The following is an 18546-nucleotide window of genomic DNA, read 5'->3' as shown; positions in this document are numbered from 1 at the left end:
ACACAATCTAACGCCGGACGGCGGCCCCGCGGGAATCGCGGGACCGCCGTCCGGTGAACGACCGGGGCCGGAGAGGTCGTGACTACTCGGGCGCCGAGGTCTTGATCTCGATGGCCGCCTTGACCAGGCCCGCGAACAGCGGGTGCGGGCGGGTCGGACGGGACTTCAGCTCCGGGTGGGCCTGGGTGGCCACCAGGTACGGGTGCACCTCGCGCGGGTACTCGACGTACTCGACCAGGTCGCCCTTGGGCGAGAGGCCGGAGAACTGCAGGCCGGTCTTCTCCAGGTCCGCGCGGTAGGCGTTGTTGACCTCGTAGCGGTGGCGGTGGCGCTCCTCGACGTACTGCTCGCCGCCGTAGACCTCGCGGACGATCGAGCCCTCGGCGAGCTTGGCCGGGTAGAGGCCGAGGCGCATGGTGCCGCCCAGGTCGCCCTTGCCGTCGACGATCGCCAGCTGCTCGGCCATCGTCGAGATGACCGGGTGCTTGGCCGCGGCGTCGAACTCGGTGGAGTTGGCCTCCGGCAGGCCGGCCAGGTTGCGGGCCGCCTCGATGACCACGCACTGCAGGCCCAGGCACAGGCCCAGCAGCGGGACCTTGTTCTCACGCGCGAAGGTGATGGCGCCGACCTTGCCGTTGACGCCGCGGTCGCCGAAGCCGCCGGGGATGCAGATCGCGTCCACGTCGCCGAGCTGCTCGCGGGCGCCTTCGGGCGTCTCGCAGTCGTCGGAGGTGACCCACTTGATCTCGACCCGGGCGTTGTTGGCGAAGCCGCCGGCGCGCAGCGCCTCGGTCACCGACAGGTAGGCGTCCGGCAGGTCGATGTACTTGCCGACCAGGGCGACCTTGACGATGTGCTGCGGCTCGTGGACGCGACGCAGCAGGTCGTCCCAGGTGGTCCAGTCCACGTCGCGGAACGCCAGGTCGAGCCGGCGCACCACGTAGGCGTCCAGGCCCTCGCCGTGCAGGACCTTGGGGATGTCGTAGATCGACTTGGCGTCGATGGCCGCGACCACGGCCTCCTCGTCCACGTCGCACATCAGCGAGATCTTGCGCTTGATGGCCTGCGGGACCTCGCGGTCGGCGCGCAGCACGATCGCGTCGGGCTGGATGCCGATGTTGCGCAGCGCGGCGACGGAGTGCTGGGTCGGCTTGGTCTTCAGCTCGCCCGAGGGGCCGATGTAGGGCAGCAGGGAGACGTGCACGAAGAACACGTTGTCCCGGCCGACCTCGTGGCGGACCTGGCGGACGGCCTCCAGGAACGGCAGCGACTCGATGTCGCCGACGGTGCCGCCGACCTCGGTGATCACCACGTCGACGTCCTCGGTCGCCATGCGGCGGATCCGGGACTTGATCTCGTTGGTGATGTGCGGGATGACCTGGACGGTGTCGCCCAGGTACTCGCCGCGCCGCTCCTTGGCGATCACGGTGGAGTAGACCTGGCCGGTGGTCACGTTGGCCGAGCCGTGCAGGTTGGTGTCCAGGAACCGCTCGTAGTGGCCGATGTCCAGGTCGGTCTCGGCGCCGTCGTCGGTGACGAAGACCTCGCCGTGCTGGAACGGGTTCATGGTGCCCGGGTCCACGTTGAGGTACGGGTCGAGCTTCTGCATCGTGACGCGCAGTCCGCGGGCCTTGAGCAGGGCGCCGAGGCTGGAGGCGGTGAGCCCCTTGCCGAGCGAAGAGGCGACACCCCCGGTGACGAAGAGGTGCTTGGTCGTCACGGCGCGGCCGTTCGCTGCCTTGCCGGAATGGGGCTGTGCCAAGAGGGGGCTCCCGTGGGTCGCGAGTCGAAAGTGACGTGGGTGGGGGCTCACCGGCTCGCCGGGCGACGAGGGGGGCGGTGCGGGGCACGGCTCCCGAAGGGTCGTCGGTTCGGCTGGTCCGGGGCGTTTGATCCCACCGGTCCACGGGATACCAGGGTATCAGTGACCCGACCCGGACGCCTTCCGGGCCGCTCGCGCCACCGTGACGGCGCACGCGGGGCGCACCACCGGCGCACCATTCGCCGCATCCGTCACACCGGTCGCACCACCACCGGACCGGGCCACGGGAACACTCCCCGACCGGGCCATGGCGACTCCTCCCGGTGGACCCCCCGGAACTGATCCGTCCGGACCATCCTTCACGTCACCTCCGCGATGCACGGCATTTCCCCCGAATTGTGGCGCCACACGGGGCAGCGTCCGCGTGCTTCGCCCCTTTCGTCCGTCGTAAGCTGCACGGACGCATCGCCGACAACACGAGCACGCGGAGGGCGTGGGAGGGTCAGGACGCTCCCGGTCCCCGATGCGCGACCGGACACCTCCGTGATCCAGCTCCTCCCCACCCACCCCGGGGGCTCCACCGAGCCCCGCGCGGACACTCCGGCAAGGCCCGCCACCACCCACCGGCGGGCCGGACGTCCCGGGGTGGACCTCCGGCCCCGCAGACCGCTCGCTCCTCTCGGATCGCCGATGCGTCGTGACCACATTGCGAACTGGAGATCCACGTGGCCGGCCGTATCGAGGACTACGCACTCATCGGGGACATGCAGACCGCCGCCCTGGTCAGCAGGGACGGGGCGGTCGACTGGCTGTGCCTGCCCCGCTTCGACTCGCCGGCCGTGTTCGCCGGCCTGCTGGGCACCGATGAACACGGCTTCTGGCGGATCGGCCCCGCCGAAGCCGTCGCGACCGAGGTCCCCGCCCCCACCGCCGCCCCGGCCCCGGTGGCCGGCCGGGTCCGCTTCGCCGACACGGCCGACCTGCGGGTCCCCCCGCCCACCGCCGCCGCCCCGGCCGTGCCCGCCGACCGCCGCCGCTACCGGGGCGACTCGCTGATCCTGGAGCAGGAGTGGGACGCCCAGGGCGGCACCGTCCGGGTGATCGACTTCATGCCGCCGCGCCCGCTGGCCGGCCGCGACGCCGTCCCCCAGATGATCCGGATCGTCGAGGGCGTGACCGGCACCGTCCGGATGCGCTCGGCGCTGCGGATGCGCTTCTCCTACGGCCGGATCGTCCCCTGGGTGCACCGGGTCGAGCAGCCCGACGGCGGCCACCGCACCGTCGCCGTCGCCGGGCCCGACTCGGTCTGGCTGGACGGCGAGGCCGACACCTACGGCCGCAACCTCACCACCTACGCCGACTTCACCGTCCGGGCCGGCGAGCGGATCGCCTTCGCCCTCACCTGGCAGGCCTCCCACCTGGAGGCGCCCAACGTCCCCGACGCCGAGGGACTGCTCGACGCCACCGCCGACTTCTGGCACGAGTGGGCCGACCAGTGCACCTACCAGGGCCCCTACCGCGAGGCCGTCGTCCGCTCGCTGATCACCCTCAAGGGCCTCACCTACGCCCCCACCGGCGGCATCGTCGCCGCCCCCACCACCTCCCTGCCCGAGGACATCGGCGGCGAGCGCAACTGGGACTACCGCTACACCTGGCTGCGCGACGCCGCGATCACCCTCTCCTCGCTCCTGCGCACCGGCTACCGCGAGGAGGCCAAGGCCTGGCGCGAGTGGCTGCTGCGGGCCGTCGCCGGTGACCCGGAGAACCTGCAGATCATGTACGGCATCGCCGGCGAGCGCGAGCTCACCGAGTCCTCGCTGGACTGGCTGCCCGGCTACGAGAACTCCCAGCCCGTGCGGATCGGCAACGGCGCCGCCGGCCAGCTCCAGCTCGACGTCTACGGCGAGGTCGTCGAGGCCCTGCACCTGGCCCACATGACCGGCCTCGTGCGCAACGACCACGCCCACCACCTCCAGTTGCGCCTGATCGAGTACCTGGAGGACCACTGGCAGAACCCGGACGAGGGCATCTGGGAGGTCCGCGGCCCGCGCCGGCACTTCGTCCACTCCAAGGTGATGGCCTGGGTCGCCGTCGACCGCACCATCAAGCTGCTGGAGCAGACCCCCGAGGACGCCCCCTGCGACGACCAGCTGGAGCGCTGGCGCGAGCTGCGCGACACCATCCACCGGGACGTCTGCGAGAAGGGCTACGACCCGGAGCGCAACACCTTCACGCAGTACTACGGCGGCAAGGAGCTGGACGCCTCGCTGCTGCTCATCCCCCAGGTCGGCTTCCTCCCGCCGGACGACAAGCGCGTCATCGGCACCATCGAGGCGATCCAGCGCGAACTGTCCACCGAGGACGGCTTCGTGCTGCGCTACCCCACCCACGACGAGAGCGGCAACAACGTCGACGGCCTCTCCGGCCACGAGGGCGCCTTCCTCGCCTGCTCGTTCTGGCTTGCCGACGACCTCGCCATGATCGGCCGGGTCCAGGAGGCCCGCGAGCTGTTCGACAAACTGCTCGGGCTGCGCAACGACCTCGGCCTGCTCGCCGAGGAGTGGGACCCCCGCGCCAAGCGCCAGGTCGGCAACTTCCCGCAGGCCTTCAGCCACGTCCCGCTGATCGACACCGCGCTGCGCCTGACCGCCTGCGGCGGCGCCTACCTGTCGGCCCAGCCCGACGGCCTGGCCGGCGAGCGGATGGAGCAGGCGACCGTCTGACGGTGCGGGGGCCCTAGGCGCGCTGGACCAGCTCGTCGTAGGTGCTCAGCACCTGGGCGACGGTGGCGGCCTCGTCCGGCCAGGTCTCGGCCTGCTGACGGCCGGCCGCCACCAGCCGCTCCCGGCGTCGCGGGTCGGCCAGCAGGTCGCGCACGGCCCGGCCGAGCGCGACCGGGTCCCCGGCGGGCACCAGCTCGGCCGCGTCGCCGACCAGTTCGGGGATCCCGCCGACGGCGGTGGCGACCACCGGCACGCCGGCCCGCATCGCCTCCTGGACGACCAGCGAGCGGGCCTCCCAGCGGCTGGAGACGACCACGACGTCGGCGGCCGACAGCAGGTCGGGCACGTCGGTGCGGTAGCCGAGCAGCCGTACCGGCAGCTTCTCGGCGGTGACCCGCTCGCGCAGCGCGCCCGCCTCGGGGCCGTCCCCGGCGAGGAGCAGCAGCGGTTCCGGGTCGAGCGCGGACAGTTCGCGGGTGGCGTCCAGCAGCAGTCCGAAGGCCTTCTGCGGGACGAGTCGGCCCACCGCCAGCACCAGCGGCCGGTCCGGGCCCCCGCCGAGCAGCGCGGCCCGCGCCGAGTCCCGGTCGAGCCGGCCCTCGGGCATCGGCGGGGCGGCCACCGGGCCGAGCCGGGCGTCGGTGGCGCCCAGTTCGCGGGCCCGGGCGACGAGGTCGGAGGAGGCCCCGAGGACGAGGTCGGCGGCGCGCGCCACCCGGCGCTCCATGAGCCGCTGGAGGCGGCGCTCCATGCCGGTGGCCAGCAGCGCGTGGTGGGAGGTGACCACCAGCGGCGTCTGCGGGCGCAGGCCCGGGAAGCGACCGGCGGTGCGCAGCGCGAGGTCGGAGAGCAGCCCGGCGCGCAGGCCGTGGGCGTGCACCACGTCGGCGCCGGTGAAGGCGCGGCGCAGTTCGCCGATCGCGGTGGCATCGCTGCGGGCGCCCGCGGTGGGGGTGATGTCGACGGTGTGGAACCGGGCACCGGTGCGGGAGAAGCCGAACAGCGCGTCCGTGCCGGCCGGGGCGCACACCGTGACGCCGACCCCGTGCGCGACCAGGCCCTGGGCGAGGGAGCGGACATGGGCACCGATCCCGCCGGTGCTGGCGGCCAGGACGAGCACCACGTGCAGCTGGCCCGGCTCGGGGGCGGCCGGGGTGACCCGGGCGGCGGAATGGTCCACGTCGTCTCGCATCCGACTCGATCAGGTTCGCGCGCCCCGCTGCGGGGGTTGCCCGCCGGCGGCGCTCGGGACTGGAAAGCCAGTGTCCAGCCGCCACCATGCCAGGTCGGCGGCCCTCTTGGACAGTCGGCGCCACCGGGGCGCGTCGTCGTGCCGCGAGGGCCGCCGGACCCGGCGGAGGGGCCGGCTAGCGCTGGCGCGGGGCCCGGGCGGCGGCCAGCAGTTCCTCCGCGTGGGCCCGGCCCAGCTCGGAGTCCTCCAGGCCGGCCAGCATCCGGGAGAGCTCCCGCACCCGCTCCTCGTCGTTGAGCACCTTGACGCCGCTGCGCGTCACGGTGCCGTCGTTGGTCTTCTCCACGACGAGGTGCCGGTCCGCGAACGCGGCGACCTGCGGGAGGTGGGTGACGACCACGACCTGGGCGGACTCGGCCAGCTTGGCGAGCCGACGGCCGATCTCGACCGCGGCCTTGCCACCGACGCCCGCGTCCACCTCGTCGAACAGGTAGGTGGGGACGGGGTCGGCGTCGGCGAAGACCACCTCGACGGCGAGCATCACCCGGGACAGCTCACCGCCCGAGGCGCCCTTGGCGATCGGGCGGGGCTGGGCGCCCGGGTGCGGGGCGAGCAGCACCTCGACCTCGTCCACGCCGTGCGGGCCGTAGGCGACGGTGCGCCCGTCGACCTCGATCCCGGCGAGGTCGTCGACCAGGGAGAGCGCGAAGGTCACCCGGGCGTGCGGCATGGCCAGTTCGGCGAGTTCGGCGGACACGGCCTCGGCGAAGCGCCCGGCGGCGGCGTGCCGGGCCGCCGACACCTCGGCCGCGAGCTCGGCCAGCTCGGCGCGCAGCTCGGTCTCCCGGGCGCCGAGCTCGTCGATGCGGTCGTCGTCGCCGTCGAGCTCGGCGAGCCGGGCCGATCCGGCCTCGGCCCAGGCGAGCACCTCGGCGAGGGTGTTCTCCGCACCGCCGTACTTGCGCAGCAGCTGGGCCAGCGCGCCCCGGCGGTCCTCGACGGCGGCCAGGCGCACCGGGTCGGCGTCCAGGTCGTCCGCGTAGCCGGCCAGGTCGCCGGCCACGTCGGCGAGCAGGTAGCCGACCTCGTTGAGGCGGTCGGCCAGGGCGGCCAGCCGCTCGTCGTGGTGGCGGACGGCGTCCAGGGCGCGGCGGGACTGCGCGAGCAGGGTGCCGGCGTCCAGCGCCTCCGGGTCGGCCGGGTCGCCGGCCAGGGCGGCGTGGGCGAGGGTAGCGGCGGAGGACAGCGCGTCGGCGTGGCCGAGGCGCTCGGCCTCGGCGGCCAGCTCGACGTCCTCGCCGGCCACCGGCTCGGCGGCGGCGATCTCGTCCAGGCCGAAGCGCAGCAGGTCCGCCTCCTGGGCCCGTTCGCGGGCCCGGGTGGTCAGCTCCTCCAAGGTCGCCGAGACCTCGCGCAGCGCCCGGTAGGTCTCCCGGTAGCGCGCCAGCGGCTCGGCGACGCTCTCGCCCGCGTACCGGTCGAGCGCGCCGCGCTGGCGGGCCGGGCGCAGCAGGCGCTGCTGGTCGGTCTGGCCGTGCACCGCGATCAGGTCCTCGCCGAGTTCGGCGAGCAGCCCGACCGGCACGCTCCGGCCGCCGACGTGCGCCCGCGAGCGCCCCTCGGCGGAGACGGTACGGCTGATCAGCAGGGCGCCGTCGTCCAGTTCGGCCCCGGCCTCGATCGCGCGGGCCGCCGCCGGCGAGCCGGGCGGCAGTTCGAGCCGGCCCTCGACGACGGCGCGTCCGGTGCCGCCCCGCACCAGCCCCGGGTCGGCCCGGCCGCCGAGCAGCAGGCCGAGGCTGGTCACCACCATGGTCTTGCCTGCACCGGTCTCACCGGTCACGGCGGTGAAGCCGGGGGCCAGTTCGACCACCGCGTCGTCGATGACCCCAAGATCCCGTATCCGCATCTCGTCCAACACGGAGACGACCTTACGAGGTTCCACCCCCGCCGCGCGACGAGCGGCAACGACGCGCGGCAACTCCGCGCCCGGAAGTTCATCCCTTCCGGGAGGTTTGCCCCGGGCCGGGCACGGTGCACCAGGGCAGGAAGAACTGCACCAGCGGGCCGATGGCCAGTGCGTACGCGACGGTGCCGACCCCGGCGGTACCGCCGAGGAGGATCCCGGCGGCGAGCACGGTCAGTTCGATGCCGGTGCGGATGAGCCTCAGCGAGCGGCCGGTGCGCCGGTGCAGGCCGGTCATCAGGCCGTCGCGCGGGCCCGGACCGAGGCGGGCGCCGATGTAGAGGCCGCCGGCCAGGCCGTTCAGCAGGACCGCAGCGGTCATCAGGGCGATCCGGGCGGGCAGCGCGCCGACGCCGCCGACGAGGGTCAGGGTGAGGTCCATGGCGGCACCGATCACCAGCACGTTGGCGACGGTACCGACGCCGGGCCGCTGGCGCAGCGGGATCCACAGCAGGAGGACGAGCGCGCCGCAGATCGTCACCCAGGCGCCGACGGTCAGGCCGAGCGCGCGCTGGAGGCCCTGGTGCAGGACGTCCCAGGGATCGAGGCCGAGGCCGGAGCGGAGCATCAGGGCCATGCTCGCGCCGTACAGCGCGAGGCCGCCGAAGAGCTGCGGGAGGCGGCGGCCCAGCGCGTGGGTGTCGCCGAGCACGCGGACGGCGAGGGAGGTCCGCCCGGACGGGACGGCGGTCGGGGGCGCGGTGGTGGCCAACGGTGCTCCTGCGGTGGTGCCGCACCCCGGGGAACGGCCCCGGCGGTGGCGGCTCCGAGGGCCGCACTGTCATGATGAGCGGGCCAAACGGGCCCCTTCCAGGGCCAATCCCGAGCAAGTGGACTGATCACCCATGGCCGACTGGCACACCACCGTCACTCCCCCGGCACTCGCCCGGCTGCTCTCCACCGCGCGACTGCCCGACCCGGCCACCGCCCGCCGACCCGCCTACCGCACCCTGGCCGGCCAGATCCGGTTGCTGGTCACCGAGGGCCGCCTGCCGGTCGGCGCCCGCCTGCCCGCCGAACGCGAGCTCGCCACCACCCTGGAGCTCAGCCGCACCACCGTCGCCACCGCGTACGAGGCGCTGCGCGCCGACGGCTACCTGCGCAGCCGCCGCGGCTCCGGCAGCTGGACCAGCTTGCCCGAGGGCGCCCCGCCGCCCAGCGACGCCCTGCACCCCGTCCCGCCGGACGAGCAGAACCGCACCCTGGACCTCGGCGTCGCCGCCCTGCCCGCCCCGCAGCCCTTCCTCGGCGAGGCCGCCGCCCGCGCCGTCGAGCAGCTGCCCCGCTACGCCGCCGGGCACGGCCACTACCCCACCGGCGTCCCGGTGCTCCGCGAGGCCGTCGCCCGCCGCTTCACCGAGCGCGGCCTGCCCACCACCCCCGACCAGATCCTGATCACCACCGGCGCGATGGGCGGCCTCCACCTGCTCCAGCGGGTGCTGATCGGCCGCGGCGACCGCGTCGCCGTCGAGGCGCCCACCTACGCCCACACCCTCCAGGCCCTGCGGCTCGCCGAAGCGCGGCTGGTGCCCGTCCCGTACGCATGGCCGGACGGGCCGCTGCGCGGGCCGCGCTGGGACCTCGCCGAGTGGCGCCGGGTGCTGCACGGCGCCGCGCCCCGGCTCGCCTACGTCCTGCCGGACTTCCACAACCCGACCGGCGCACTGATCCCCGAGGAGCAGCGCCGCGAGCTGCTCGCCGCGGCCCGCACGGCCGGCACGGTCGTCCTGGTCGACGAGACCACCGCCGAGCTCGGCTGGGGCCTGCCGCGCGGAACGCCGCCGCCGCGCCCGACGGCCGCACTGGACCGCACCGCCCAGGTGGTCACCGTCGGCTCGGCGGGCAAGCTGCTCTGGGGCGGCCTGCGGATCGGCTGGGTGCGGGCCGCGCCCGCGCTGGTGCGCCGGCTGGCCTCCGAGCGCGTCTACAGCGACGTCGGGACGCCGGTGCTGGACCAGCTGATCGCCGCCGACCTGATGGGCGATCCCCTCCCCGCCGTCCGCGCCCACCAACTCGACCGGCTGCGGGCCACCGCCGACGCGTTCGGCGCGGCACTGCCCCTCCACCTGCCCGGCTGGAGCTACGCGCCGCCGCCCGGCGGCCTCTCGCTCTGGGTCTCCACGGACGGCCTGTCCGGCGCGGCGCTCGCACTCGCCGGGGAGCGCGGCGGCGTGCGGATCGCCTCCGGCAACCGGTTCGGCGCGGACGGCGCGTTCGAGCACCACGTCCGGCTCCCGCTCACCGTGCCCGCGCCCGCCGTGCCCGCCGCCGTCGAACGGCTCGCCGCCGTCGCCGCGCAGGCGCGCAGCGGCGGCCGGTTCGGCACGGCGGACGACGGCCAGCCGCTGGCCGTGTGACGCCGCCCCCGGGTGCCCCGGGTCAGCAGGACGTGTTCGAGCGCCCGCGCCAACCTGTCACCGGGAGTGCGAACTTGGCGACCAGCCGGTCGGTGAACGGCGCCCGGTGCAGCCGTGCCAGCCGCACCGGCGTCTGCCCCCGGCGCACCTCCACCCGCGCGCCGGCGGGCAGTTCGACCGAACGCCGCCCGTCGCACCACAGCACGCCGTGCGGGGTCTTCGGCTGCACCTCGACCGCCAGCACCGAGTCCGGCGAGGCCACCAGCGGGCGTGCGAACAGCGCGTGCGCCGAGATCGGCACCATCAGCAGCGCCTCCACCTCCGGCCACACCACCGGGCCGCCGCCCGAGAACGCGTACGCCGTCGACCCCGTCGGCGTCGCGCACACCACCCCGTCGCAACCGAAGTTGGAGACCGGCCGGCCGTCCACCTCGGTCACCACCTCCAACATCCGCTCCCGGGACGCCTTCTCGATCGAGGCCTCGTTCAACGCCCAGTCCTGGTGCACCACGTCGCCGTTGGTGCGGACGATGACGTCGAGCGTCATCCGCTCCTCGACCTCGTAGTCGGCCTTCACCACGCGCTCGACCACGACCGCGAGGTCGTCCCGCTCGGCCTCCGCGAGGAAGCCCACCCGGCCCAGGTTGATCCCGAGCATCGGCAGCCCGTGCTCGCGCGCCAGCTCCGCCCCGCGCAGCAGCGTGCCGTCCCCGCCCGCGACCAGGATCAGCTCGCAGCCGTCCGCCGCGCCCGGCCCGCCGCCGACCTTCTCGGCGCCGTCCGGCAGGTCCAGGCCCACCGCCTCGGCCGCCAGCAGCCTGATCCGGATGCCCGCTTTCAGCAGCCCGTGCACCAGGCCCTCGACGCTGCGCAGCGCCGCCTCCCGGCCGGTGTGCGCGATCAGGAAGACCGTACGTTCTTCGTCGCTCATGCCGCTGCCCTCTCCCTCACGCCTGCCGGGTCGCCCTCGGCCCGGTGCGGTCGCGTCACACAGCAATCACACAGCATGACGGACCCGACGTCCCCCGAGCACCTTATCGGGGGCCCTCCGCGACGGCCCGGTCCGCCTCCGCCGGATCCAGCGGCGGGGCGTCCCGCCGCATCCACAGGAAGTACTCGACGTTCCCGGACGGCCCCGGCAACGGGCTCGCGGTGACCGCCCGCACACCCAGCCCCAGCTGCCACGCCTGGGCGGCGACCTGGCGCACCATCTCGGCGCGCAGCTGCGGGCTGCGCACCACGCCGCCACTGCCCAGCCGCTCCTTGCCGATCTCGAACTGCGGCTTGACCATCAGCACGAGGTCCGCGTCCGCGGCCGCGCACCCGGCCAGGGCCGGCAGCACCAGGCCCAGCGAGATGAACGACAGGTCGCCGACCACCAGGTCGACCGGGGTGCCGCCGATCATCTCCAGGGTCAGCTCGCGGACGTTGGTGCGGTCCATCACCGTCACCCGGTCGTCGCTCTGCAACGACCAGGCGAGCTGTCCGTAGCCGACGTCCACCGCCAGCACGCCGGCCGCGCCGGCCCGCAGCAGCACGTCGGTGAACCCGCCGGTGGACGCGCCCGCGTCCAGCGCACGGCGGCCCTCGACCACCAGACCCTGCGGCACGAACGCCGCGAACGCCCCGGCCAGCTTGTGGCCGCCGCGCGACACGTAGTCGGGGTCGTTGTCGTCCTTGGCCACGACGACCGCCGCCGAGGTCTCCACCTGGGTGGCCGGCTTGGTCGCGGTGGTGCCGCCGACGGTCACCCGGCCCGCCGCGATCAGCTCGGACGCGTGCTCGCGCGACCGGGCCAGCTTGCGGCGGACCAGCTCCGCGTCGAGACGGCGTCGTGCCACTGCCACTGGTGTTTCAGCTCCTACGGGTCGTGCGGGTCGTCAATGCGGGTCAGTCCTGGTCGAGCGCGGCCAGCGCGTCGGCCAACCGCCGGTGAACATCTTCGTACACCGCGACGTGCGCCTCGGCCGGCACCCCGTCCAGCGCCTCCAGCCGGGCCAGCCCGGTGTCCACGGCGGGGTGGCCGGTCGGTGTCAGGTCGACGCCGAGCGGCTCGGGAGCGGCGCCGGGAGCGGCGCCGGGGACGGTTCCCGGCGCGGGGGCGTCAGGCATCGGGCTTCTTCGTGCTGGTGGCCTTGCGGACGGTGGTCTTCTTCGTCGCGGTGCGCTTGGCGGGCACATCGGCGGCGGCCGTCTTCCTGGCCGTGCTCTTCGCGGTGGCGGTCTTCTTGACGGCCGTCTTCTTCACCGCCGGGGTCTTGGCGGTCGTGGCCTTCGCAGCCGTCTTCTTCGCCGCCGTCTTCTTCGCCGCCGTCTTTTCGGCAGCCGTCGTCTCGGCAGCGGCCTTCTTGGCGACGGCCTTCTCGACGGGCTCGGACCCGGACGGCCCGGCGGGCGCCTCCCTCACCGGTGCCACCGGCGGATCGACCTCGACCGGCTCGTCCACCTCCACCCGCTCCGCCGCTACCGGCTCGCCCACCGCACGGCCCACCGGCGGCTCGTCCCGCTGCTCCCAGCCACGGCCGAACAGGCCGTCCGCCCGCGGCGCCGGCACCGGCTCCTCGTCCCGCGCCCCCGCCGCGGGCCGCGCCGCCGGGACGGCGTCCTCCTCGACCTCGCGCAGCTTGCTCTCCAGGTACGCGAGCACCACGCCGACCTTGGTCACCTGGTCGCCGACCCTCTCGAAGGCCTTCTCGACCTCGCCGCGCGCCACGCCGACAGCCAGGTCCACCCCGGCCCGCCCGGCGGTGACCGCCTCCTCGGCGAGGGTCTGCAGCTGTTTGGCCGACGGCGGGAACTGCCCGCCCAGTCGGCGCTCGACCTCGGCGACGTCGACCCCGGTCCGTTCCAGGATCGTGGCCGCCGTCCCGACGACCCGCTTGCCGACCTCCTCCACCACCACGGCCGCGGCCTCGACCACTCCCCGCACCGTCCTCGGCAGCATCCGGGTGCCTCCTTAGCGCCTGCGCGCATCGCTCCGTCGCCGTCGGCCCCCGGCCGGTACCGGGCGCCACACTGACGACGCTACCGCCAAAACCCGCCTGCGGTACCGTGGCCCCGCGCCGACCACCGCCGTCGGCCACCGGAACCGGGACGCCCAGGGAGGGGATCCACCGCCATGGCCGACGCCGAGGAGTGCCGCGAGGCACTGGAACAGCTCAGCCGGAACATGGCGAAGTCCACCGGCGACGTCCGCAAGGCAGCCGCCCTCGACCGCTCCCTCTCCTGCCGGATCACCGACCTCGACCTGACCTTCACCGGGCGCCTGCGCGACGGCCGGATCCAGGACGTCGTCTCGACACCCGGCGCCCCCGCCGAGAAGGCCGAGATCCGGCTCACCATGGCCAGCGACGACCTGGTCGCCCTCGTCGCCGGCGGGCTCAACTTCGCCTCCGCGTGGGCGAGCGGCCGGGTCAAGCTGGAGGCGGGCTTCCGCGACCTCCTGCGGCTGCGCACCCTGCTCTGACCCCGGCCGCCGCGGCCCGGCGCCCTGGGGCAGAAGCCCCGCTCGGGCCCGCCGCCCTGGGTCAGAAGCCCAGCTCGGCGAGCGCCTTCCGCCCGTCGGCCGGCTCGCCGTCCGCGTCCAGCGCCGCCCAGGCCGCCGCGCACAGCGCCCGCAGGCCGTCCCAGCGGTCCGCCCCGGCGCCCTCCAGCCGCAGCACGCCCTCCTCGGCGCGCGCGAGCCGGCCGCGGCAGGAGAAGCCGCCGTCCACCGCGTCCACCGCCGGGTGCGGCTCCAGCAGGCCGCGCAGGTCCGCCGCGAGGTACGTCGGACGGTGCTCGACCGGAGCCGTCAGCAGCTGCGCCGCCGTCGTCACCCCGGTGAAGACCAGCAGGCTGTCCACGCCGCCGTTGAACGCGCCCTCGATGTCGGTGTCCAGCCGGTCCCCCACGACCAACGGCCGCTCGGCCCCCGTCCGCAGCACCGTCTCGCGGTGCATCGGCGGCAGCGGCTTGCCCGCCACCTCCGGCTCCACCCCGGTCGCCGCGCGCACCGCCGCCACCAGCGTCCCGTTGCCGGGCGCGATGCCCCGGGCCGTCGGCACCGTCAGGTCGGTGTTGGACGCCACCCACGGCAGCCCGCGCTGCACCGCGTACGACGCCTCCGCCAACTGCGCCCAGCCGACCGACGGGTCGTAGCCCTGGACCACCGCGAGCGGCTCGTCGTCGAGCGACCGGACCGCCACCAAACCGCGCTCGGCCAGCGCCTCCTCCAGCCCGAGACCGCCCACGACCAGCACCTTCGACCCGGCCGGCACCTTCTCGGCGACCAACCGGGCGGCGGCCTGCGCCGAGTTGATCACGTCGGCGGGCTCGGCCGGCACGCCCAGCTCGGTCAGGTGCTCGGCCACCACCCGGGGCGGCCGGGAGGCGTTGTTCGTCACGTACGCGAGGCGCATCCCGGCGGCGCGGGCGGCGTCCAGCGCGTCCACCGCGTGCTCGATCGCGTGCGGACCGGCGTACACCACGCCGTCGAGGTCCAACAGGGCCGTGTCGTACGCCTCGGTGAGCGGGCGCTCGCTGCTCCCGGGGGCGGTCCGTCGCACGGGGGTGGCCGTCTCGGTCATGCCTGCTCTACCTCATTCACTGCATCGTCGTTCCACTGCGTTCACTGCACCGTCGTTCACCGCGTCCGCCGCTTCGTCCCCCGCGGTGGACCGGCCCGCCGCTCACGCGCCGTCGTCGCCCCCGGCGGACCCGCCCACCGGGGGCTCCAGGTACCCGGGCGCCCCGGGCAGCAGCGGGCCGAACGCCCCGGCACGGGCCGCCAGGGTGGCCCGGGTCTGCCGCAGCGCCGCCCGGTAGTGCTCGGTCTGCGGCCGCATCGCCACCGCCAGCGCCAGGTGCTCGGCGGACGTCTCGAAGTCGCCCAACCGGGCCGCCGCGACGCCCCAGCCGAACTGAGCGTAGTCGTCGGAGGGATCCGCCAGCGCGACGGCCTGGAAGTTCTCCAGCGCCGCCGCGTACGACCCCGCGTCGAACTGCGCCCGCGCCAGCGCCTCCCGGATGCTCCGCGAGTGCGGCTCGGCCGCCGCCGCCCGGGCCAGCAGCTGCTCGGCCGCCGCCGGGTGCCCCTGGGCCAGCAGCTGCCCGCCCCGGCGGAACCACTCGTACACGTCGCCGGCGGGCTCGCCAGGCCGCTGAGCCGGGACGCCGCCCACCCCGGCGTCGCCGCCACCGATGGCGCCGTCCCCTCCGCCCGGCTCGACCGGAGCGCCGTCGTCCACCTGGTTCCACCCGTCGTTCATGTCGTACCTCGCCCTCGTTCGCCCCGCAGTCGCCCACCCGTCCCACTGATCGGCACAGGTGTTCCGATCTCTCAACAACGCGTACCCGGTTACGATGCCCAGAATGAGCACCTCCAGTGCAGAAGACGGAGCCGAGACTCCGCAGGGCGGCCCCGGCGATCCCGGGCACGTCGCCACCGCAGGTCTGTCCCTGTCCCCGTTCCGGGGCCTGCGCTACGTCCCCGACCGGGTCGGAACGCTGGCCGCGGTCACTTCACCCCCGTACGACGTCGTCGACCCCGGCCGCCGGCTCGACCTGGAGACCGCCGACCCGCACAACGTGGTCCGGCTGATCCTGCCGCGCCCCGAGCCCGAGGACAGCGGCGACCGCCCCGACCGCGACACCCGCTACCGGCACGCCGCCCGGCTGCTGCACGACTGGCAGCGCGAGGGCGTCCTCGCCGCCGACCCCGAGCCCGCGCTCTACGTCTACGAGCAGCGCGTGCCCGCCACCGCCGAGTCCCCCGAGCTGCTGCAGCGCGGCCTCATCGGCGCCCTCGCGGTCAGCGGCCGCGAGACCGGCGTGGTGCTCCCTCACGAGGACGTCATGCCGCGGCCGGTCGCCGACCGGGTCGGCCTCATGCGCACCACCCGCGCCAACCTCGAACCGCTCCTGCTCACCTACCGCGGCAACGGCGGCGCGGCCGACGTCATCGAGCGCACCGTCCGCGACGAACCGCTGCTCGCCACCGCCACCAGCGACGGCACCCACCACCGCCTCTGGGCCGTCACCGCCCCCGACGACATCGCCGAGATCGGCCGCGACCTCGCCCGCTGCCGGGCCCTGATCGCCGACGGCCACCACCGCTGGGAGATGTACCTGCGCCTCCAGCGCGAGCACCGCCACCTGCCGCGCAGCCCGTGGGACCGCGGCATGGTGCTCCTCGTGGACACCGCCCGCTACCCGCTGCGCGTCCGGGCCATCCACCGGGTGCTCTACCGGCTGCCGGTCGCCGAGGCCCTGGAGCGGCTGGGCGACCAGTGGCAGGTCAAGGAGGTCCCCGGCCCGCTGGCCTCCGCCCTCCAGGCGCTCGCCGAGCAGAAACGACACGGCGGCAACGGCTTCGTCCTCACCGGCGGCGACGACGTCTTCTGGCTGGTCGGCGAGCCCGAGGAGGCCCTCCTCGACGCGACCGTGCCGCGCGACCGCCCCGAGGAGTGGCGCCACCTGGACGCGACCGTCCTGCACGCCACCCTGCTCGACCACACCTGGCACGTCCAAGACGGCCCCGACGACATCGGCTACCTGCACACCGCCGTCGCCGCCGAACGGGAGGCGGCCCGCACCGGCGGCACCGCCGTCCTGCTGCACCCGGTGCGCGAGAGCGTCGTGCGGCGGCTCGCCGAACAGGGCGTCACGATGCCGCGCAAGTCGACGTCCTTCGGCCCGAAGCCGGCCACCGGGCTCGTCCTGCGCAACCTCGAACTGGGCTGACCCGGCCGGGCCCTGACGCAGTGAGGCCCTGCCGCGCTCCGGAATCTCCCGGGGTGCGGCAGGGCCTCACTCGTTGGGTCGAGCGTCAGCTCTTGGTGTCGGCCTCGGCGCCGGCGGCCTCGGTCTTCTCCGTGTCCTTCGCGTCCTTCGCGTCCTTCGCGTCGTTCGAACGCTCGGGCACCACGCCGTCGAAGTCATCGTCGATCTCGAGGTCGTCCTCGTCGTAGTACTCCTCGACGTCCTCCTCGTCCTCGAAGATCACGCGGTCGTCGGACACGTCGCCGCCGCGCTTCTTCGCCGGGGCCTCGGCCTCCTCGGCCTCGTCCTCCAGCTCGGGGTCGAGCGCGTCCACGAACTCCACGCCATCGATCTCGGCCAGCCGCTCGGAGGCGTTGGTCGAACCGTCGGTGTCGGCCTCGACCGCCTTCACGAACCACTCGCGGGCCTCGTCCGCCCGGCCGGCCGCGATCAGGGCCTCGGCGTAGGCGTACCGCAGGCGCGCAGTCCACGGGTGCACGGCGCTGGAGGCCAGCTCCGGGCTCTGCAGGGTCACCACGGCGGCGTCGAACTGCTCCATGTCGGTGCGCGCGCCGGCCGCGACCAGGCGCATCTCGACCTGGCCGGCCTTGTCCAGCTGCTTCACCTCGGGCTCGCCGGCCATCGCCAGCGCCCGCTCCGGACGGCCCAGACCGCGCTCGCAGTCGGCCATGACCGGCCACAGGTCCGCACGACCGGTCATCCGGCGGGCGGCGCGGAACTCGGTCAGCGCCTCGGAGTAACGCTGGGTCATGTACGAGGCGAAGCCGGCCGCCTCGCGGACGGCCGCGACGCGCGAGGCCAGGCGGAGGGCGACGCGGGAGTACTGGTAGGCCTCCTCCGGCTCGCTGTCGAGCAGGCGGGCGACCATCACCAGGTTGCGGGCGACGTCGTCGGCGAGCGTCTTGGGCAGGCTCTTGAGCTCCTGGCGCACGTCCGCGTCGATCTCGAAGCCGGTGACGTCCTCCGGGATCGGCAGGCGCTTGACGGGCTCGTAGTTGCCCCGGCGGTCGTCGTAGTCGCGGCCGCCGCGGTCGTCGCGACGGTCGTCCCGACGGCCCTCGAAGCGGCCACCGCGGTCATCACGGCGGTAGCCGCCGCCACCCTGGCGGTCGTCGCGGCGGTAGCCACCGCCGGACGGGCGCTCGCCACGGTCGTCACGGCGGTAGCCGCCGCCCTGGCGGTCGTCGCGGTCGCGGTTGAAGCCGCCGGAGGGGCGGTCGTCGCGGCGGAAGCCACCGCCGGAGGGGCGCTCGCCACGGTCATCGCGACGGAAACCACCACGGTCGTCACGGTCGCGGTTGAAGCCGCCGGAGGGGCGGTCGTCGCGGCGGAAGCCACCGCCGGACGGGCGCTCGCCACGGTCGTCACGACGGAAACCACCACGGTCGCCGCGGTCGTCACGGTTGAAACCACCCGAGGGACGGTCATCACGGCGGAAGCCACCACCGGAGGGGCGGTCGTCGCGGCGGTAGCCACCGCCGGAGGGGCGCTCGCCACGGTCATCACGACGCGGACGGTCGTCGCGGTCACGGTTGAAGCCGCCGGACGGGCGGTCATCGCGGCGGAAGCCACCACCGGAGGGGCGCTCGCCACGGTCGTCACGACGCGGACGGTCGTCGCGGTCACGGTTGAAGCCGCCGGAGGGGCGGTCGTCACGACGGAAGCCACCGCCCGAGGGGCGCTCGCCACGGTCATCACGACGGAAACCACCACGGTCGCCGCGGTCGTCACGGTTGAAACCACCCGACGGACGGTCATCACGGCGGAAGCCACCGCCCTGACGG

At 74.8% G+C, this 18546-nt stretch carries 15 protein-coding genes; 4 read left to right on the top strand and 11 right to left on the bottom strand.

Going from position 1 to position 18546, the window contains the following annotated elements; genetic code table 11:
• Window positions 1-82 precede the first annotated feature (82 nt).
• A complete protein-coding gene (locus PUR71_RS01710) occupies window positions 83-1762 on the bottom strand; it encodes a CTP synthase (RefSeq protein WP_443077316.1) in 1680 nt (559 codons plus the stop codon).
• Between the two features lie 725 nt (window positions 1763-2487).
• Between PUR71_RS01710 and PUR71_RS01705 the strand changes: the two genes are divergently transcribed.
• Window positions 2488-4485: a glycoside hydrolase family 15 protein gene (locus PUR71_RS01705; protein WP_329924483.1), complete on the top strand. Its 1998-nt coding sequence runs from the start codon at window positions 2488-2490 to the stop codon at window positions 4483-4485.
• A 13-nt stretch (window positions 4486-4498) separates the two neighbouring features.
• Here PUR71_RS01705 and PUR71_RS01700 read toward each other — a convergent pair whose 3' ends face one another.
• The 3 genes from PUR71_RS01700 to yczE form a co-directional block, all read right to left on the bottom strand.
• Window positions 4499-5677 carry a glycosyltransferase family 4 protein gene (locus PUR71_RS01700; RefSeq protein ID WP_329924482.1) on the bottom strand — a complete coding sequence of 393 codons (1179 nt, stop codon included), beginning with the start codon at window positions 5675-5677 and terminating at the stop codon, window positions 4499-4501.
• Window positions 5678-5852: 175 nt separating this feature from the next.
• The gene (recN, locus tag PUR71_RS01695) at window positions 5853-7586 is read right to left on the bottom strand and encodes a DNA repair protein RecN (RefSeq protein WP_329924522.1); all 1734 of its coding nucleotides are present in this window, start codon (window positions 7584-7586) and stop codon (window positions 5853-5855) included.
• An 88-nt stretch (window positions 7587-7674) separates the two neighbouring features.
• A complete protein-coding gene (gene yczE / locus PUR71_RS01690) occupies window positions 7675-8295 on the bottom strand; it encodes a membrane protein YczE (RefSeq protein ID WP_329924521.1) in 621 nt (206 codons plus the stop codon).
• 193 nt (window positions 8296-8488) lie between these two features.
• Between yczE and yczR the strand changes: the two genes are divergently transcribed.
• Complete coding sequence (gene yczR, locus PUR71_RS01685; RefSeq protein ID WP_329924481.1) at window positions 8489-10000, top strand: MocR-like transcription factor YczR; 1512 nt, start codon at window positions 8489-8491, stop codon at window positions 9998-10000.
• A 22-nt stretch (window positions 10001-10022) separates the two neighbouring features.
• Here the strand turns inward: yczR and PUR71_RS01680 are convergent, their stop codons facing one another.
• The 4 genes from PUR71_RS01680 to PUR71_RS01665 form a co-directional block, all read right to left on the bottom strand.
• Window positions 10023-10931, bottom strand: a complete 909-nt coding sequence (locus PUR71_RS01680) for an NAD kinase (protein WP_329924480.1) — start codon at window positions 10929-10931, stop codon at window positions 10023-10025.
• A 103-nt stretch (window positions 10932-11034) separates the two neighbouring features.
• Complete coding sequence (locus PUR71_RS01675) at window positions 11035-11841, bottom strand: TlyA family RNA methyltransferase (protein WP_329924520.1); 807 nt, start codon at window positions 11839-11841, stop codon at window positions 11035-11037.
• Between the two features lie 49 nt (window positions 11842-11890).
• Entirely contained in the window at window positions 11891-12112 is a 222-nt protein-coding gene (locus PUR71_RS01670; protein ID WP_329924479.1) for a hypothetical protein, read from the bottom strand.
• Window positions 12105-12944: a hypothetical protein gene (locus tag PUR71_RS01665; RefSeq protein WP_329924478.1), complete on the bottom strand. Its 840-nt coding sequence runs from the start codon at window positions 12942-12944 to the stop codon at window positions 12105-12107. Before PUR71_RS01665 ends, PUR71_RS01670 begins: the two co-directional genes overlap by 8 nt.
• A gap of 174 nt (window positions 12945-13118) precedes the next feature.
• Between PUR71_RS01665 and PUR71_RS01660 the strand changes: the two genes are divergently transcribed.
• Entirely contained in the window at window positions 13119-13466 is a 348-nt protein-coding gene (locus PUR71_RS01660) for an alkyl sulfatase C-terminal domain-containing protein (RefSeq protein WP_329924477.1), read from the top strand.
• A 61-nt stretch (window positions 13467-13527) separates the two neighbouring features.
• Here the strand turns inward: PUR71_RS01660 and PUR71_RS01655 are convergent, their stop codons facing one another.
• Together PUR71_RS01655 and PUR71_RS01650 are read right to left on the bottom strand one after the other, a co-directional pair.
• On the bottom strand, window positions 13528-14568 hold the full coding sequence (locus tag PUR71_RS01655) for an HAD-IIA family hydrolase (protein WP_329924476.1): 1041 nt from the start codon (window positions 14566-14568) through the stop codon (window positions 13528-13530).
• Between the two features lie 102 nt (window positions 14569-14670).
• Window positions 14671-15249, bottom strand: coding sequence for a tetratricopeptide repeat protein (locus tag PUR71_RS01650; protein WP_329924475.1), 579 nt, complete (start codon window positions 15247-15249; stop codon window positions 14671-14673).
• 103 nt (window positions 15250-15352) lie between these two features.
• On the opposite strand from PUR71_RS01650, the gene PUR71_RS01645 reads away from it, so the two are divergent.
• A complete protein-coding gene (locus PUR71_RS01645; protein ID WP_329924474.1) occupies window positions 15353-16723 on the top strand; it encodes a DUF1015 domain-containing protein in 1371 nt (456 codons plus the stop codon).
• Window positions 16724-16808: 85 nt separating this feature from the next.
• Here the strand turns inward: PUR71_RS01645 and PUR71_RS40955 are convergent.
• The coding region (locus PUR71_RS40955; RefSeq protein WP_443077315.1) for a tetratricopeptide repeat protein at window positions 16809-18546 on the bottom strand (1738 nt) is incomplete at its 5' end.

Source organism: Streptomyces sp. SP17BM10 (assembly GCF_036322405.1).
Classification (GTDB): domain Bacteria; phylum Actinomycetota; class Actinomycetes; order Streptomycetales; family Streptomycetaceae; genus Kitasatospora.
Note: the sequence above shows the minus strand (reverse complement) of the source record. Positions and strands in the feature narration are given on the sequence as shown.

Coding starts and splice junctions, on each gene's coding strand:
- PUR71_RS01660 (WP_329924477.1), top strand. CDS start 13,119: ATGGCCGACGCCGAGGAGTGCCGCGAGGCACTGGAACAGCTCAGCCGG.
- yczR (WP_329924481.1), top strand. CDS start 8,489: ATGGCCGACTGGCACACCACCGTCACTCCCCCGGCACTCGCCCGGCTG.
- PUR71_RS01700 (WP_329924482.1), bottom strand. CDS start 5,677: ATGCGAGACGACGTGGACCATTCCGCCGCCCGGGTCACCCCGGCCGCC.
- PUR71_RS01645 (WP_329924474.1), top strand. CDS start 15,353: ATGAGCACCTCCAGTGCAGAAGACGGAGCCGAGACTCCGCAGGGCGGC.
- PUR71_RS01670 (WP_329924479.1), bottom strand. CDS start 12,112: ATGCCTGACGCCCCCGCGCCGGGAACCGTCCCCGGCGCCGCTCCCGGC.
- PUR71_RS01680 (WP_329924480.1), bottom strand. CDS start 10,931: ATGAGCGACGAAGAACGTACGGTCTTCCTGATCGCGCACACCGGCCGG.
- recN (WP_329924522.1), bottom strand. CDS start 7,586: ATGCGGATACGGGATCTTGGGGTCATCGACGACGCGGTGGTCGAACTG.
- PUR71_RS01655 (WP_329924476.1), bottom strand. CDS start 14,568: ATGACCGAGACGGCCACCCCCGTGCGACGGACCGCCCCCGGGAGCAGC.
- PUR71_RS01650 (WP_329924475.1), bottom strand. CDS start 15,249: ATGAACGACGGGTGGAACCAGGTGGACGACGGCGCTCCGGTCGAGCCG.
- PUR71_RS01665 (WP_329924478.1), bottom strand. CDS start 12,944: ATGCTGCCGAGGACGGTGCGGGGAGTGGTCGAGGCCGCGGCCGTGGTG.